We start from the raw sequence: 16,751 nt of genomic DNA, 5'->3' as shown, positions 1-16,751 counted from the left end.
TTATTTTTCCTACTCATTGTTATCGTCTCCCGGACTGATTATTGTTTTTCATCTGTCCGGTTAAAAAAATTGTAGCAAGCAGTCGGCTACGTTCCAATCCCATATAACGCCCCGCCCCGGAACCGGCATTGAACGTACACCCAAAATACCACCACCCACCTAACCAACAAAAAATGCCAACCATCAAATGGTTAGCATAATATAAATTAAACTCGTATCTGTCCATCACCATCAACCAAATACTTAGTAGTAGTAAGTTCACCAGCCCCCATAGGCCCGCGAGCATGCAACTTCTGAGTACTGATCCCGATCTCAGCACCAAAACCAAACTTATTACCATCAGTAAACCGGGTAGAAGCATTAATATACACCACAGCAGCGTCAATTTGCTTCTGGAACTGTTTACCATTGTGGTAGTTCTCCGTAATGATCGACTCACTGTGTTTAGTATTGTACTTATTAATGTGAGCAATTGCTTCGTCTATATCTTTCACCACTTTAATAGCAATGATATAGTCGTTGTACTCAGTGTACCAGTCGTCTTCAGTCGCTGGGATAACATCTTTAACTATCTGTTGCACGGTTTCGTCGCCTCTGATTTCGACATGATTAGCACGTAGTTCTTCAGCTAATTTTGGCAAGAAATCGGGGGCGATTTTTTCGTTTACAACGATCTTTTCGACAGCGTTGCAGACTGATGGTCTTTGGACTTTAGCATTTAAAATGATCTTGTTAGCTTTGTCGAAGTCGGCGAATTCGTCGACGTAAATGTGGCAGTTGCCGGCACCGGTCTCGATGATAGGGACCTTCGCTTTATTGACGACCATTTTGATAAATTTACCACTACCTCTGGGGATCAGGACGTCAAGATAGTCGCTTAATTCCATCATTTCTTGGGCCACTTCGTGACTAGTATCTTCCAGCAATTGAACGCTGTTTTTGTCGATTTTAGATTCTGCTAAAGATTTTCGCAAGGTGTTTGCTAAGGCAATGTTAGAGTTGATGGCTTCTTTACCACCTCTTAAAAAAGCAGCATTGCCGGCTTTAAAACATAATCCAGCTGCATCGACAGTGACGTTTGGTCTAGCCTCAAAAATGATACCAATGACGCCTAGTGGGACTCTCGTTTGGATAATGTCTAGATCATCTTCAGTGGTCCAGCCACGGTCGACTTTGCCGATAGGGTCTTCTAGATCCGCGATCTCTCTAAGCCCGTTGGCCATCCCTTTGATACGGTCATTATCTAACAAAAGGCGATCTTGCATAGCTTTAGCCATGCCATTTTGTTTGGCATTTTCTAAATCTGTTTGATTAGCGTTGAGGATCGTTTCTGCGTTTTTTTCCAGATCATCAGCCATTTTATTGAGAGCACGATTTTTTTCAACTGTTCCTAATTGACTCAGCTGAAATTCGGCTTTTTGAGCATTTTGACCCATTTCGATTAAATTGGTTTTTGTCAAATTCGTCATGATGATTCCTCCTTAAACACTTTCTGAGAACAAGGTGCCTACGTTTTCGCCAGCGAGGATATTCAAGATGACTTCAGGATCCTTACCGCTGGCCAAGATCATTTTTTGATGGTGCTTCAATATTAATTTGGCAGCCTTAAGTTTAGTAGTCATGCCGCCAGTTCCAAATTTACTGCCATGTCCGCCAGCTGCGCCAATGATCTCCTCATTGATTGCGCGCACGGTTTCGTATTTCTTCGTCGATTCAAGCTTGGGATTGCCGTTGTAAAATCCGTCGATATCCGACAGCATGATCAAAAGGTCAGCATTGATCAAATTAGCAACGATCGCTGACAATTGATCGTTGTCACCGAATTTTGTATGGTGATCCATTTCCGAAACGGTTACGGAGTCATTTTCGTTAATGATAGGGATGGCGGTTGGGACTTGCAGCAATTCTTGGAAGGTGTTCATAACGTTGGTGTGACTTTCAGGGAAGTTCGTTACGTCTTTAGTCAACAACATTTGAGCAGCGACCATGCCGTTTTTCTGTAAGGCTTGGTTGTAAAGCTGGATCAATTCAGTTTGACCGATCGAAGCGACTGCTTGCTGTTCAGAAATTTTGAAAGGGCGCTGATTCATTCCTAAAACGCCCATTCCCACGCCGATGGCACCGGAAGTTACCAAAACGACTTCTTTGCCAGCTTTTTTTAGACTGCTGAGCACGTAGGCTAGTTTATCGATCACCTTCATATTTGGTTGACTATTGTTGTGAATGATAGTGCTGGTTCCGATTTTGATTACGATTCGATCTGCATATAATTCTCGTTTGTTTTGCATGATTTAATGTCCTTATTTAAAAAATTGATTGTAGTATTCCAAATAAGTTTCATCTTCTGATAAGGAAACTACTTTGGTAACACTGGTATTTCGAGGTTCTGGCAGGCTCATTAAATCATTCGGTCGCAATATATCCAGAGCAAAGGCTTTGACAGTGAATCCGTGGGTGACCACGATGATCTTGTCATCAGGAAACTTCTTCGTTGTCTCGGTTAAAAAGTCGTGCGTACGTTCGATAACGTGTTCGAAAGTTTCACCTTCAGTGGCGTATTTAGTGTAAGTAGGAAGAACATCGTTCCAATAAAAATTAAAGACATCGGGATATTTTTCTCGCAATTCCGCATTTTTTTGCCCATCCCACTGGCCGTATGATATTTCGAGTAGCCTATCATCAAGTTCGATCGGGAGATCATGACCGTCGTTAAGGAATGCGGCAGTATCTTGAGTCCGTTGCAAGGGACTGCAGAAAATCCGGTCCGCAAAGCTGATATCAAATTTTTTGGCCAAATTTTGGGCTTGGCTTTTGCCGACATCATTTAAGTAAGTAATGTCCGTGTTGATCGTGCCTTGTTTCAGGCCTAGGGCGTTGGCGTCAGTCTGTCCGTGTCTGATCAAATAAAATTCAGTCATAATGTCTTCCTCTCTCTTATTAACTTAATTATGCTACGAATATGAAACGATAGCTAGTTGACAATTTAAAAACTAATTGTTACAGTGTCTTTAAGTTAATTGGAGGTTTTTTAATATGTTTAATGTAATCAATTTTAGCCTAACAGTATCCTCCTTGTCTACACGTATATACATGTAGGCTTATTAACGAGTGCAATAAACCTCATGTAGAATAGACATTCTAACTGTGAGGTTTCTAATTAAAAGCTAATGATACCCTCACAGACTTCGTCCGTGAGGGATTTTTATTTTCAAGAGAGCGGAGAGGCCGCTGTGCCTCGGAGCTCGTTTCCACTATAAAACGGGCAACGTTTGGTAACAAAACAACGAACGTTTGGTATCAAAGCAATCAACGTTTGGCACCAAAGCAACGAACGTTTGGTATCAAAGCAATCAACGTTTGGCACCAAACCAACAAACGCCCAGCACCAAAGCAACACTTGTCCACCACCAAAGCAAAAAAAACTACAACCAAAAAGAAAGAGGAAAAACCAAATGACAATCTACAATTTTTCAGCTGGTCCAGCTACGATGCCAGATCCAGTTATCGCTCAAATCAAACAGGATTTACCTTCATACAAGAACTCCGGTATGAGTGTGATGGAGATCTCCCATCGTTCTAAGCTTTTCGATGATATTATCGATTCAGCTCAACAAGACCTGCGTGATTTATTGGAGATCCCCGATAATTATCAAGTGCTCTTTTTCCAGGGCGGAGGAACATTACAATTTACCGCCGCTCCGCTGAATTTAGCCACTAAATATCACAAAATCGGCCTGTTAGATAGTGGTCATTGGGCTGATCGTGCTGGTGCTGAAGCTAGTCGCGTCAATGTTGACGTTGACGTTTTAGCTTCAACTAAGGATGAGAAATATGTGAAATTACCACAGATGCCACAGATCAAAGATGATGATTATGACTACATCCACGTTTGCACCAATAATACGATCGAAGGTACAGCTTTTTCTAAACTACCCGATACTGGTAAGACGGAATTAGTCGGCGACATGTCATCTAATTTCATGGGTCAAAAGTACGACGTCAAAGACTTCGGTGCGATCATGGCCGGTGCTCAAAAAAACTTAGGTATCGCTGGCTTGACTATCGTTATCGTCCGAAACGATTTGATCGGCAAGGCTCAAAATTTGCCAAGTATGATCGATTATCAGTTATTCGCTAAGAAGAGATCGATGTTCAACACTCCACCAGTGTTCGCCATTTATGCCGCTGGCTTAGTCCTGAAGTGGTTGAAGGAACAAGGTGGTGTTGCCGAAATGGAACAGCGCAACCGGAAAAAATCGAACTTGTTGTACGACTTTTTAGATCAGTCAAAAATGTTTACCGCACCAGTCGTTAAATCTGATCGCTCACTAGTTAATATTCCGTTCGTAACTGGCAACCCTGACTTGGATAAAAAATTGATCGCTGAGGCTGCTGACAATGGTCTGCTCAATATCAAAGGTCACCGTTCCGTTGGCGGGATGCGTGCTAGTTTATACAATGCGATGCCATACGAAGGGGCGGTCGCTTTGGTCGACTTTTTAAATAAATTTGAAAAAGAAAATGGAGGAAATTAATCATGTATCAAGTAAAAACTTTTAATGCAATTGCTAATAGTGGGTTGGAGACTTTTTCAGACGATTTCAAGATCAACCAAAGTGAAAATCCTGATGCCTATTTGATCCGCTCTGTCAATTTGTTGGAGGCAAAATTTCCTGAGAGTTTGAAGACTATCGTTCGTTGTGGGGCAGGGTACAATAACGTTCCACTTGAACGCGCTACTGAAAAAGGGATCGCCGTCTTTAATACTCCTGGAAGTAACGCTAACGCAGTCAAAGAATTGATCATCTCATTGATGGTCGCAACGGCTAGAAACTTGTTCGCTGCTAACGACTATTCAAATAAGCACACGGAAGCTGATGTCAGCCAAAGAACTGAAAAGGATAAGACTAAGTTCAACGGGACAGAACTAACCGGTAAACGTTTGGCTGTGATCGGTTTGGGAAATGTCGGTTCACGTGTCGCTAACGCCGCAACAGCTTTGGGGATGAAAGTTGTCGGTTATGATCCACATTTGACTTCAAGTGCCGCTTGGCGGATCGATAACCAAGTCGAACGCGCCGGTTCGATCAGACGTGCCGTTAAGAATGCTGATTTCGTAACAGTTCATGTTCCAAAAAACGAAGAAACTACCGGCTTGATCAGTACTACTGAGATCACAGCCATGAAAGATAATGTTGTCTTGTTCAACTACTCAAGAATTGGTATCACTGATAATAAAGCTGTTGTCGAAGGAATCGATGCAGGAAAAATCGGACATTACTGTACCGACTTTGGGGAACCCATCATCGCTGACCATAAAAATATCACTATCACGCCACACATTGGTGGCTCAACTTTAGAAGCCGAATCAAACGGTGCTGTTCAAGGAGCTAACACAGTTATGAACTACCTTGAATCAGGCGATACGACGAATTCGGTGAACTTGCCTAATATGAAAGTTCCTTTTGAAGCACCTTATCGAGTGACTGTTATTCACCAAAATGTTCCGAACATGGTTGGTCAGATCGCAACACAGATGGCTAATCGTAATATTAATATCGAGAATATGGCTAACGCTGCTAAGGGCGGAGTTGCCTATACTATTGCTGATGTTAATTCGATTGATGGTGAAAACGGGAAGAATTTGATCGATGCTTTGTATGAGATCAAGGAAGTTCATCGGGTACGGATTATTTCACATCGGTAGTGTTTTTTTTGGAGACAGCTGGGGCTGTCTTTTTTTGTTCTTGTTTTTGATGATTTGGGGTAAAAAAATAACAACCCTTTGGTGACTGAGTTGTTATTTTGGTGGTGGTGTATTTTTGTTGATTTGGATTGGTTACCAGGTTTCTGTTGTTTTGACGCCAAATTTTGGTATTTTGGTTGCCAAACTGCGTTTTCTTAATTGCCAAACGTTGCCCGGTAGTTTGTTGGAACGTATTTTACGGATTAGAGACCTGTGTATTAGACCTGTCAGAAAAGACTGATCTGTGGATATAGGATAGTGCTTTCCATTCTGTCTTGCTAAACTTGCTGCAAATTGGATAGTGTTTTTTAATCTTTATCCTCAAGGATGTTGAAACGAGCTCCGCGAGGTAGCGGCCTCCGGTTAACACGGGTGGTCGCGGCACTGCTTCGCAGCACCTTGTGCGACCACCCGCGTTAATCCTCAGCAGCTGACCAACCTCGCTGCGCTCTCTACTTTGCTATGTCGTTTAATACGTGATCGATTTGCTGTGTATAAGCTATTGGTCCTTTATACTGCCAGCTGGAGTCGTCGCCGTATTGGTATAGGTTGTGGTTTTTGACTGCTTTTATGTTTGACCAGATAGGGTCTTTGAACATGTCGGCGTCTTTGTCGCTGTTTACTAGGAAAATGTAGTCGGCATCTAGCTTGGCTAGTTTTTCTAGAGATACTGATGACCAGTCGGCGGTGGCTTTTTCTGATACTTGTTTTACTAGGTCAGGTTCTTTTAGGCCGAGGTCTCCGTATAGTAATGAGCCACTGGCTGATTTGTCGCTGACCATGAAGGCTGAGTTGTTGGTTACCCAAAGTACTGCCACTGATTTGTTTGCTGCTTTTTCTTTTAGTTCTTTTTTAGCTGATGCTAGTTTTTTGTCATATTTATTCAAGACTTGGTTGGCTTTGTCAGTTTTGTTGACGGCTTTGGCCACGTCTGTGAATTGTTGACGCCATGATACATTGGTACCATTTTTGACTACGTATGTTGGTGCGATTTTTTTATATTGATTGTATTTGCCATTTTGGACGGCGCTGTCGTTTCCGATAAGGATCAGATCAGGCTTGGCTTTGGTGACAGCTTCGTATGGTAGTGAATAGTCGATCGTTGGCACGCCCTTGAGATCTTTTTTCAAGTATTCTTGCGTACCCGTGGCATTTTTGACCGACCATTGGACTACTGGTTTAACGCCAACGGCCACTAAGTAATCCTCTAAGTAGCTTCCAACGACTCGCTTAGGTTGCGAGGGGACTTTTACTTCATGTCCCATTGAATCTTTCAGCGTCCTGGTCGATGAATCAGAACTGTTCGAATTACTACAACCAGCTAGGAAAATTGTGAAAACCATCGCTAGTAAAAAACTTATTTTCAGAAATTTATTATCTTTCATAGTTCTTCCCCCTCATTAATGCTAGAATTATGTAAATTATTAATGAAAGCGTTACAAAATGTCAATAGAATAAGTTAAAATAATATTATTAAATCGAATAAAAAATATTCCATAATTATATTTATAAGGAATGTGGAATCGAGTTTGCTATGAATATCATCGAAACGAAGAAAGTATGTGTGAACTATGATAAAAAATTAACGATCCATGATCTATCGATCCAAATACCTAAAGGGCAGATCACTACCTTGATCGGACCCAATGGCTGCGGGAAGTCGACCTTGATCAGGACTATCGCCAGATTGCTGAAGCCGTGTAATGGCTCGGTCTTTTTAGACAGCGAAAATATCGAACAGAAGAAAACGAGCGAGATGGCTAAAGAAGTTGCGGTGCTACCACAATCGAGTGACGTCGCCAACGATATGACAGTTCAAGAACTAGTCACATTTGGGCGGATACCTTATCGTCATCGCTTTTCTAGCTTGTCAAAGTTAGACCATGAAAAAATCGATTGGGCGATGGAAAAAGCTTCTGTTCAAGATCTAGCTGACCGTCATCTTAGCACCTTATCTGGTGGCCAAAGACAGCGTGCCTGGATCGCGATGGCTATCGCCCAAGATACGGACACGATCATTTTGGACGAACCCACGACTTATCTTGACTTGACGCACCAATTAGACGTCATGCTCTTGATCAAAGAACTAAACGAAAAGGAAGACCGGACTATTGTGATGGCGCTGCACGATTTAAACCACGCAGCTAGATTTTCCGATCAACTGATCGCCATTAAAAATGGTTTCTTGCAAAAAGCAGGGACGGTCGATCAAGTCATCACTAAAGAAAACTTACGCAATATTTTTAATATCGATGCCAATATCGTTGAAGACCACGGCAAGCCTATGATCTTATCGTATGACCGATGGAGATCGGGGGAATCGGCTTGAAAAGTAATCTAAGATACTCGCTCCAAATTACGGTTGCTCTTTTGGTCTTGTTCTTGTTATTGCTGATGAGTGTTAGATATGGATCTAATCAGACTTCAGCTGGGACCGTTTTTAATGCCATTTTTCACTATGATCCTAAAGACATCGACCAACGGATCATCGTCTCGATCAGGATTCCACGAGTTTTAGGTGCCATGTTGATCGGAGCAGCTTTAGCGGTCAGTGGGGCGTTGATGCAAAGTGTCACCAAAAACCCGATGGCCGACTCCGGCTTATTAGGTATTAATGCCGGAGCCGCCTTCATGTTGACGCTTTGTTTTACTTTTTTTCCCAAAATGTCGACCCTCAATACCACAGCTTTTTCCGTCATTGGTGCCGGAATTTCCGCTGGTTTAGTTTTTCTGATCAGTTCGCTGAAGAAGTCACAAATGAGTCCGACGATTTTAGTCTTGGCCGGGATGGCCATTAGTGCATTTTTCACGGCCATTAGTGAGGGGGTCGCCGTAGTTGCCAATCTCAAGCAAGATCTAGCCTTCTGGCACTTCGGCGGGATCTCGGCGGTCAGTTGGGCGCAACTCACTCGTCTCGGGCCCTGGATCATCATTGCTTTGATCGTGGTGTACTTCATGTCGTCAAATTTGAATCTACTCAGTTTGAGTGACGATTCGATCAAAAGCTTGGGCAAAAATATCCTTTCGATCCGACTACTAGCTTTAGTCTGCGTTGTCATCTTATCGGGTATTTCCGTGTCCTTAGTGGGAGCGGTAGCTTTTGTCGGCTTGATCATCCCACACATCGCCAAGTTCTTAGTCGGGACCGATAATAAAAAAGTTATCCCGATGACAGTTTTACTAGGAGCTGATCTAACAGTTTTAGCTGATCTAATAGCTAGAACGATCGATCCACCTAGAGAAACGCCGTTTGGGATAATTATTTCGCTAGTCGGTGTACCATTCTTCATCTACTTAGCTAGAAGGGATGGTAATCAAATATGACAAAGAAAATTAAACTTACTACTTGGTTACTAGTCCTCGTCATCTTGATAGTGGTATCAGCGATCATCAATTTGAACACTGGTGAGATGAGCATCAAACCAAATGAGAGCATGAATCTATTGATGGGCCAAGGTACCTATACGCAATCGATGGTCATTTTCGATTTTCGGATGCCAAGGATCGCTATCACGATTTTAGTAGGATTCGCGCTGGCGATTGCCGGTAATGTGTTACAGTCGACGACCCAAAATCCGATGGCCGATACGAGTTTTCTAGGTATCAATTCCGGGGCCGGTATCGCGGTCATGCTTTTTATCGCCTTAGTCAAAAATCAAGATGCCAATTTATTCCTTCTACCAACGATGGCCTTGATCGGAGCCTTGATCAGTACCGTCATTGTCTTCGCTTTTTCTTATAAAAAAGAAACTGGCATCACTGCCAATCGAATGTTGTTGACCGGTGTTGCCTTATCAGGACTATATTCCTCGATCATGGTCTTATTGACCATCAAACTCTCGCCACAAAATTACCAATTCGTCATGAACTGGCTAGCCGGAAGCATTTGGGGCACTAGCTGGGAATTTATTCTCATGCTCTTACCATGGTTCGTTATCTGCTTGATTTTTATTTTTTCAAAAATGCGAGTTTTAGATACTTTCAATCTCGGCGACGAAGTAGCTCAATCATTAGGCGTCAACTTAAAAAGGGAACGGATAATATTGATCGCAGCTGCCGTCATCTTAGCTGGAGTCAGCGTCTCGATCAGTGGAGGCATCGGCTTCATCGGATTGATCACGCCAAACTTAGCGAGAAGAGTCATCGGTTTCAAACACAGTCACCAACTGATCCTTTCAGGAGCCTTAGGCAGTTTTTTACTATTATTAGCCGATACCGTCGGCAAAATGATCAGCACCACCACAGAGATCCCAGTCGGAGTATTAGTAGCCATCATCGGTGCACCGTACTTCGTCTACATTTTGATCAAGTCGAATAAATAGTATAGTGGAAAATTCTTGCCAAAATCAGGAAAAAAGTTAAAACTAAACAACATAAGAAGGTGACCACAATGTATAAAGTATTAGTAGTATTACACGATGGCGACGACTACATCAGAATGAACAAGGTATTTCTAGAAAGTATGCCAGTAGCCGGAGAATATATCATCCATTCAGACGGTTTGCCATATTTAGTAGAAGAGGTCACGACTTTTGTTGGCTACGTCAGCAGCAAAGGCGCAACAACAATTTTAGTAGTACATCCAGCTGATAAAGATGCAGCGGTCAATGATCTATATGGTATTGATATAGAAAGAGACATGGACGATCCAGAATATAATAAGAAGTAGTAGTTTGTGAGGAGGTTCATTGCCGGTTCTGCGGGGGTTCCGGAAATATCGCCGTGGAACGACGTGGGCCGACCTTGAGCTACCTGGGAAAGGCACCCAGGCATCTCAAAGCTCGACCTTTTTGTAAGCACGGCCTTTGCCGTGCCAACAAAAATTTCACATCTGACGGCGAATTTCCTCCACCCCCGCAGAACCTAAGGTAGTGGACACTCTTTGTTGGGGTGGGGGTAACGGTACTTATCTTTTTTCTACAAAATTGTTTAGTTGAAAGAGATGGTATTAATATCTATCGCGTTCCTATGATACAGATTTCGGGTTCTATCTGGTGAATCTATGTTAGAGCACGGTTTTTAAGAATTGAAGAATATTCAAACAAAGTTCTTACTGTGGAAACAGGGGGGGCTTTTTTTATTGTGAAAAATCATATGTATCGCTAAGTAGTTTAGGGGGGGAGACTTTTCCGAGACAATTATTTTTCGTTATCTTATGTTTCATAATATAATGAAAGTGTTAGTTAAATATTTAACTAATGGTAGGTGCACTTTTTCGTGTTTTGGAACTTGGACCGTATATTTTTCTAAGTACCAGAAGTTATAGAAAAATTAGAAAACCAAGATTAATACGGTGAAAATCTTTATTCCAATAAAGGAATGGAGCACCAAACCCACCACGGAGGAAAGCCGAAAAATAGCAGTGTAGAGGCGTTCAGGCGGAGGGGTGGAGGGAATTCGCCGTCAGCCATGAAATTTCACTTAGCGGTTCACCGCTTAGTGAAAGACCCAGCTTTGAAACAAGCGAGCGGTCTTCTCGATTGGTTCAAAGTGGCGTCCATGGCGTTCCGCGGCGATATTCCCGGAACCCCTCCGCCGGCAATGAACCCCTATCAAAACAATTTTATTAACGAATATTAATAATTTTTTTAATCTTATTTCAGAAAACTGTTTCAATGTTTCCTCAGTAGTTGTACAATTTAATACAATCACGAAACAAAAATGGGATTGGTATGCGCATTGTTCGTATTCAATTCCGAGTGGTTACTAACAAATATGACCAAAAGCAACTAGGTATATTTTTTTTGCCTAAAATCGCTTTTGGCAGGTCAGTTTATAGACGAAAGGGGCGGAATAATGAAGCGTTACTTGGTATTAGAAGATGGCAATATTTATCCAGGACAAGCTTTCGGTGCAAAGACGGCCGCAGTGGGCGAGCTCGTTTTTAGTACTGGAATGTCCGGCTATCAAGAATCAATAACAGATCAGTCATACAATGGCGAGATCTTGATGTTTACTTTCCCACTAATAGGCAATTACGGCATTAACCGTGATGACTATGAATCAATTACTCCAACTTGCAAAGGTGTAGTAGTACATGAACTGGCCCGACGAGCAAATAACTGGAGAATGGACTTATCACTGGACGAATACTTAACGGAAAATGGAATTCCTGGAATCCAGGGAGTGGATACTCGAGCTGTTACCCGACACATTCGTGCTAAAGGTGCCTTGAAAGCAACTATTGTTGATGAGGTAACTGAGAACACAGTGAAAGATCTCCAGAACACAGAACTTCCTACTAATCAAATAGCACAAAGTACTACACCAAGTGCATATCCTGTTCCAACACATGGTAGAAAAGTCGTTTTAGTCGATTATGGTCTAAAACACTCAATTTTAAGAGAACTATCAGATCGCGACTGCAATTTAATGGTCTTGCCAGCTGACGCTACAGCAGAACAAGTTTTAGCTCAAGATCCTGATGGTGTCATGTTAACTAACGGACCTGGTAATCCTAAGAGCGTTCCTGCTACTTTGGATATGATCCGTGAAGTTGAAAAACATGTTCCACTATTTGGTATCTGTATGGGTCATCAACTTTTTGCCTTAGCTAATGGCGCTGATACTTACAAAATGAAATTCGGACACCGTGGATTCAATCACCCTGTTCGGGACTTAACTACTGGTCGAATTGATTTTACATCTCAAAATCATGGGTACGCTGTTGATCGTGATTCACTTGATGCAACTCAATTAGAAGTAACTCATGAAGAAATCAACGATAAAACTGTTGAAGGATTGAGACATAAGATCTATCCGGCCTTTTCTGTGCAATATCATCCGGATGCTGCTCCTGGTCCACACGATGCCGACTATTTATTCGACAGATTTATGAAGTTGATCGATGAAAATAAAGCGAAGGGGACAATCACAAATGCCGAAAAGAACTGATATTTCAAAGATTATGGTGATCGGTTCTGGTCCAATTATTATTGGTCAAGCTGCTGAATTTGATTATTCCGGAACACAAGCTTGTTTAGCTTTAAAGGAATTAGGTTACCAAGTCGTCTTGGTCAACTCAAATCCAGCTACGATCATGACTGATACCGAAATCGCCGATAAAGTTTACATTGAACCAATTACTTATCAATTTGTCTCAAAGATTTTACGCAAAGAAAGACCTGACGCGATCCTTCCTACATTAGGTGGCCAACAAGGCTTGAACATGGCTAAGGAATTAGACGATTCAGGGATCTTGAAAGAACTAGACATCGAACTCTTAGGAACAAAGATGTCAGCTATCGATCAAGCGGAAGATCGTGAGAAATTCCGTTCTTTGATGAACGAGATCAACGAACCTGTTCCTCAGTCAGCCATCATTCATGAAGAAGAAGAGGGCGTCAAAGCCGCAAATGAAATCGGTTATCCGATCATCGTCCGTCCAGCTTTTACCATGGGTGGAACCGGTGGTGGTATCGCCGATAACGAAAAAGAACTTCGTGAAATTTTGCAAAATGGGCTCAGTCTATCTCCAGTAACTCAATGTATGTTGGAACAAAGTATTGCTGGCTACAAAGAAATCGAGTTTGAAGTTATGCGTGATGCATCTGACAACGCAATGGTAGTCTGCAACATGGAAAACTTTGATCCAGTCGGGATCCATACCGGTGACTCGATCGTTTATGCACCAGTGCAAACATTGTCAGACCGGGAAGTCCAAATGTTACGTGACGTCTCCTTGAAGATCATCCGTGCCTTGAAGATCGAAGGTGGCTGTAACGTTCAGTTAGCGCTAGATCCTAACAGCTTCAAGTATTTCGTGATCGAAGTTAACCCTCGTGTCAGTCGTTCTAGTGCCCTAGCTTCAAAAGCAACTGGGTATCCGATCGCTAAAGTAGCTGCTAAGATCGCAGTTGGTCTAACACTTGATGAGATCATCAACCCTGTGACCGGAACAACTTATGCTGAGTTTGAACCAGCTTTAGATTATGTTGTCTGCAAGATCCCTCGCTGGCCATTCGACAAGTTCACCCATGCTGACCGTACTCTAGGTACGCAAATGAAAGCTACCGGTGAAGTTATGGCTATCGGTAGAAATATCGAAGAAGCTACTTTAAAAGCTGTTCGTTCACTTGAGATCGGTTTGATCTCCTTAGATAAACCGGAATTACATGAATTGACTGATGAAGAACTTGATCACGGCTTAGTCGTTGCTCAAGACGATCGACTTTTTTACTTAGCTGAAGCGATCCGTCGTGGCTACAAGATCGAGAAGATCGCTGATATGACGAAGATCAACTTGTTCTATCTTGATAAGTTGTTGCACATCGTTGAGATCGAACGTGAATTACGCGACAATCCTCAAGACCTCGACGTCTTGTTGTACGCTAAGAAAAATGGTTTCGCTGACAAATCGATTGCTAAGATCTGGGATGTCGACATCGATTCCGTTCAAAAATTACGGGAAGATAATGGCATCACGCCAGTCTACAAGATGGTCGATACTTGTGCCGGCGAGTTTGCTTCACAAACACCATATTTCTACAGCACTTACGAATTTGAAAATGAAAGTGTTGTTGATAAGAAACCTTCGATCTTAGTTATCGGTTCAGGTCCGATCAGAATTGGTCAAGGTGTCGAATTCGATTACGCCACAGTTCACTCAGTTAAAGCTATCCAAAAAGCTGGTTACGAAGCTATCGTAATGAACAGTAATCCTGAAACAGTTTCAACTGACTTCTCGATCTCTGACAAATTGTACTTTGAACCTTTGACTCTAGAAGACGTGTTGAACGTTATCGAACTCGAAAAGCCAGAAGGTGTCATCTTGCAATTTGGTGGCCAAACAGCTGTTAACTTAGCTGAACCACTCTTGAAACACAACGTCAAAGTTCTAGGTACGTCTGTTGAAGACATCAACCGTGCCGAAGACCGTGATGAGTTTGAAAAAGTTATTGTCGCTAACAATATCGCACACCCAACTGGTGACACAGCTAGCGATGAAGGCACAGCTGTAAAGATCGCCGACAAAGTTGGCTATCCTGTTTTAGTACGTCCTAGTTACGTGCTTGGTGGACGTGCCATGGAGATCATCAATAAGAAAGAGGAACTCAATTACTACATGCACAATGCGGTAAAAGTTTCTCACGATCATCCTGTTTTGATCGACCATTACTTGGTCGGTAAGGAATGTGAAGTTGACGCTATTTGTGACGGAAAAGACGTCTTGATCCCTGGTATCATGGAACACGTCGAACGTGCCGGAGTCCACTCGGGAGATTCCATGTCGGTTTATCCAGTACAAACTCTTTCCCAACACGTTCAAGATCAGATCGTCGACTATACTGAAAAGCTAGCCCATGATCTGAACTGTATCGGTATGATGAACATCCAGTTTGTCGTTCAAAATGATCAAGCTTACGTCATCGAAGTGAACCCTAGAGCTTCTAGAACAGTGCCTTTCTTGAGTAAAGTTACTGATATCCCAATGGCTCAGATCGCTACCAAGGTCATCTTGGGACAAAGCTTGAAGGATCAAGGCTACAAGAATGGCGTTGCTCCTGTTGGTAAATTGATCCACGTGAAAGCTCCAGTCTTCTCCTTCTCGAAACTCGCAAACGTTGATAGTTTGTTAGGACCAGAAATGAAGTCAACTGGTGAAGTCATGGGAACTGACACTACTTATGAAAAAGCCTTGTATAAAGCTTTTGAGGGAACTAAGACACACGTTCCTTCAGCTGGTAAGGTCATCTTCAGTGTCAAAGACGCTGATCTAGAAGAAGCAGTAGGTTTAGCTTCTCGTTTTGTTGAACTAGGTTATGAGATCCTGGCCGAAAATGACACCGCCAAATTCTTCAAAGAAAAAGGTTTGGCCGTTGAAGGCTTCGACGACTCATTTGATGCCATGATGGAAATGATCGGCAGCAAGCAAGTTCAAGTAGTAGTCAACACGATCGACGAAGAAGAATCTGGTGAAACAGATGGTAAAGTAATGCGCGGCGTTACGACAGAACACTCTGTGCCATTATTCACAGCCTTGGACACTGTCGACGCAATATTAAAAGTTTTGGAAGCACAATCGTATTATATTCATAGTATTTGATTGTTGATTTAATAACGTTTATAAGCATAATTATAGACCGACTCAAAAAATGAGCCGGTCTATTTTTTTGCCCAAAAAGTGTCTTTTTTTAGTGAAAATTGTATCGATCACACTTGGCGACTAGTTGCATGATGCGTTAATTATGTTAAAAAAATCTTTTCTAATCTGAAATTGGGGTGTTTCAACGCGTGCTATATTTTACCCGTAATCGGTGAATGATTAGTGAGATATCTGAGCCGATAACAAATCGAATTTACGAAAACTTAATACTGGGAGGATTTTCTACCATGAAAAAAAATATCAAATATGCCGGTGTTGCTGCTGCCACGCTATTAATGATCGCACCACTTACGGCACCCGTATTTAGTACCGCTTCTACTGCTAAAGCAGATGATGCAACGAGTGCACCAACAACTACAACTTCAGACGATCAATCTTCCGATAATGGAAGTACAACAACCGATAGTTCTACATTAGATGATGCCACGCAAGCTTCATTGAATCGTGTATTTGGAACGATTCAATCCACTGTAACGCCAACAAATACACTAGATTTTAGTGATGTTACCGCAGCTTATGGTAAACACGCATTAGATACTTCATCAACTGCGCTAACAGGATTATTTGGAATAACAAGTATTAAAAGTGCACTAAGTTCTGATCCATTGGCAAGTGATACCCAAGCTTTAAGTACAACAGTAGGTATTACCTTTGGAATCCAAGGTGTCAGAGATGGCACAGTGCTTACTTCAGCTTCCGACTTTAAACTCTACATTAAGAATGCTGATACTTCAGCCATCACATTACGAATTACTGCATATAAAGGAGATACAGCTGTTGGAACAAAGGATGTAACATTTGAACCTGTACAGAAAGCAACAACTATTTCTTCAGTTGCTCTTAAATATACTGATCCATATGAAGTTGCATTAGGTTCAAGCACAACTGATCCACAATATT

14 protein-coding genes and 1 pseudogene are annotated in these 16,751 nt (G+C 42.1%); 10 read left to right on the top strand and 5 right to left on the bottom strand.

Features of this window, described 5'->3' with window-relative positions; translation table 11 throughout:
• Positions 1–206 precede the first annotated feature (206 nt).
• Genes EKM78_RS10110 through EKM78_RS10100 form a run of 3 tightly spaced genes read right to left on the bottom strand, consistent with a single transcriptional unit; the run spans position 207 to position 2,918 of the window.
• Positions 207–1,469, bottom strand: a complete 1,263-nt coding sequence (locus EKM78_RS10110; RefSeq protein WP_125771894.1) for a glutamate-5-semialdehyde dehydrogenase — start codon at positions 1,467–1,469, stop codon at positions 207–209.
• Positions 1,470–1,481: 12 nt separating this feature from the next.
• A complete protein-coding gene (gene proB / locus EKM78_RS10105) occupies positions 1,482–2,288 on the bottom strand; it encodes a glutamate 5-kinase (protein ID WP_125771892.1) in 807 nt (268 codons plus the stop codon).
• Between the two features lie 12 nt (positions 2,289–2,300).
• Positions 2,301–2,918: a histidine phosphatase family protein gene (locus EKM78_RS10100; RefSeq protein WP_125771890.1), complete on the bottom strand. Its 618-nt coding sequence runs from the start codon at positions 2,916–2,918 to the stop codon at positions 2,301–2,303.
• A gap of 534 nt (positions 2,919–3,452) precedes the next feature.
• Between EKM78_RS10100 and serC the strand changes: the two genes are divergently transcribed.
• Both serC and EKM78_RS10090 read left to right on the top strand, forming a co-directional pair.
• The gene (gene serC / locus EKM78_RS10095) at positions 3,453–4,535 is read left to right on the top strand and encodes a 3-phosphoserine/phosphohydroxythreonine transaminase (protein ID WP_125771888.1); all 1,083 of its coding nucleotides are present in this window, start codon (positions 3,453–3,455) and stop codon (positions 4,533–4,535) included.
• 2 nt (positions 4,536–4,537) lie between these two features.
• Positions 4,538–5,707: a 3-phosphoglycerate dehydrogenase family protein gene (locus EKM78_RS10090; RefSeq protein ID WP_125771886.1), complete on the top strand. Its 1,170-nt coding sequence runs from the start codon at positions 4,538–4,540 to the stop codon at positions 5,705–5,707.
• On the opposite strand, the gene EKM78_RS10085 is transcribed toward EKM78_RS10090, so the two are convergent.
• Together EKM78_RS10085 and EKM78_RS10080 are read right to left on the bottom strand one after the other, a co-directional pair.
• A complete protein-coding gene (locus EKM78_RS10085; protein WP_125771885.1) occupies positions 5,691–5,912 on the bottom strand; it encodes a hypothetical protein in 222 nt (73 codons plus the stop codon). The two genes, EKM78_RS10090 and EKM78_RS10085, sit on opposite strands and share 17 nt — an antisense overlap.
• Before the next feature lie 286 nt (positions 5,913–6,198).
• Positions 6,199–7,011, bottom strand: coding sequence for an ABC transporter substrate-binding protein (locus EKM78_RS10080; RefSeq protein ID WP_425453546.1), 813 nt, complete (start codon positions 7,009–7,011; stop codon positions 6,199–6,201).
• 269 nt (positions 7,012–7,280) lie between these two features.
• Between EKM78_RS10080 and EKM78_RS10075 the strand changes: the two genes are divergently transcribed.
• From EKM78_RS10075 to EKM78_RS10045, 8 genes and pseudogenes are all read left to right on the top strand, one after another.
• Positions 7,281–8,075: an ABC transporter ATP-binding protein gene (locus EKM78_RS10075; RefSeq protein WP_125771881.1), complete on the top strand. Its 795-nt coding sequence runs from the start codon at positions 7,281–7,283 to the stop codon at positions 8,073–8,075.
• Positions 8,072–9,070, top strand: coding sequence for a FecCD family ABC transporter permease (locus tag EKM78_RS10070; RefSeq protein WP_125771879.1), 999 nt, complete (start codon positions 8,072–8,074; stop codon positions 9,068–9,070). The genes EKM78_RS10075 and EKM78_RS10070 overlap by 4 nt, the downstream gene beginning before the upstream one ends.
• Positions 9,067–10,068, top strand: coding sequence for a FecCD family ABC transporter permease (locus EKM78_RS10065; RefSeq protein WP_125771876.1), 1,002 nt, complete (start codon positions 9,067–9,069; stop codon positions 10,066–10,068). The genes EKM78_RS10070 and EKM78_RS10065 overlap by 4 nt, the downstream gene beginning before the upstream one ends.
• A gap of 68 nt (positions 10,069–10,136) precedes the next feature.
• On the top strand, positions 10,137–10,415 hold the full coding sequence (locus EKM78_RS10060; protein WP_125771874.1) for a LysR family transcriptional regulator: 279 nt from the start codon (positions 10,137–10,139) through the stop codon (positions 10,413–10,415).
• A 740-nt stretch (positions 10,416–11,155) separates the two neighbouring features.
• Positions 11,156–11,326: a hypothetical protein gene (locus EKM78_RS12770; RefSeq protein ID WP_164507299.1), complete on the top strand. Its 171-nt coding sequence runs from the start codon at positions 11,156–11,158 to the stop codon at positions 11,324–11,326.
• 216 nt (positions 11,327–11,542) lie between these two features.
• Positions 11,543–12,640 carry a carbamoyl phosphate synthase small subunit gene (locus tag EKM78_RS10055; RefSeq protein WP_125771872.1) on the top strand — a complete coding sequence of 366 codons (1,098 nt, stop codon included), beginning with the start codon at positions 11,543–11,545 and terminating at the stop codon, positions 12,638–12,640.
• The gene (carB, locus tag EKM78_RS10050; protein WP_125771870.1) at positions 12,624–15,791 is read left to right on the top strand and encodes a carbamoyl-phosphate synthase large subunit; all 3,168 of its coding nucleotides are present in this window, start codon (positions 12,624–12,626) and stop codon (positions 15,789–15,791) included. Before EKM78_RS10055 ends, carB begins: the two co-directional genes overlap by 17 nt.
• Positions 15,792–16,078: 287 nt before the next feature.
• Positions 16,079–16,751 (top strand): annotated as a pseudogene (locus EKM78_RS10045) (hypothetical protein); the annotation flags it as partial.

The sequence above is a fragment of the Companilactobacillus furfuricola genome (genome assembly GCF_003946325.1).
Taxonomy (GTDB): Bacteria; Bacillota; Bacilli; order Lactobacillales; family Lactobacillaceae; genus Companilactobacillus; species Companilactobacillus furfuricola.
This window is presented reverse-complemented; position numbering and strand designations above follow the sequence as displayed.

What these genes read in the sequence shown, in the direction of transcription:
- EKM78_RS10110 (WP_125771894.1), bottom strand. Translation starts at nt 1,469, where the DNA reads ATGACGAATTTGACAAAAACCAATTTAATCGAAATGGGTCAAAATGCT.
- proB (WP_125771892.1), bottom strand. Translation starts at nt 2,288, where the DNA reads ATGCAAAACAAACGAGAATTATATGCAGATCGAATCGTAATCAAAATC.
- EKM78_RS10100 (WP_125771890.1), bottom strand. Translation starts at nt 2,918, where the DNA reads ATGACTGAATTTTATTTGATCAGACACGGACAGACTGACGCCAACGCC.
- serC (WP_125771888.1), top strand. Translation starts at nt 3,453, where the DNA reads ATGACAATCTACAATTTTTCAGCTGGTCCAGCTACGATGCCAGATCCA.
- EKM78_RS10090 (WP_125771886.1), top strand. Translation starts at nt 4,538, where the DNA reads ATGTATCAAGTAAAAACTTTTAATGCAATTGCTAATAGTGGGTTGGAG.
- EKM78_RS10080 (WP_425453546.1), bottom strand. Translation starts at nt 7,011, where the DNA reads ATGGGACATGAAGTAAAAGTCCCCTCGCAACCTAAGCGAGTCGTTGGA.
- EKM78_RS10075 (WP_125771881.1), top strand. Translation starts at nt 7,281, where the DNA reads ATGAATATCATCGAAACGAAGAAAGTATGTGTGAACTATGATAAAAAA.
- EKM78_RS10065 (WP_125771876.1), top strand. Translation starts at nt 9,067, where the DNA reads ATGACAAAGAAAATTAAACTTACTACTTGGTTACTAGTCCTCGTCATC.
- EKM78_RS10060 (WP_125771874.1), top strand. Translation starts at nt 10,137, where the DNA reads ATGTATAAAGTATTAGTAGTATTACACGATGGCGACGACTACATCAGA.
- EKM78_RS12770 (WP_164507299.1), top strand. Translation starts at nt 11,156, where the DNA reads ATGAAATTTCACTTAGCGGTTCACCGCTTAGTGAAAGACCCAGCTTTG.
- EKM78_RS10055 (WP_125771872.1), top strand. Translation starts at nt 11,543, where the DNA reads ATGAAGCGTTACTTGGTATTAGAAGATGGCAATATTTATCCAGGACAA.
- carB (WP_125771870.1), top strand. Translation starts at nt 12,624, where the DNA reads ATGCCGAAAAGAACTGATATTTCAAAGATTATGGTGATCGGTTCTGGT.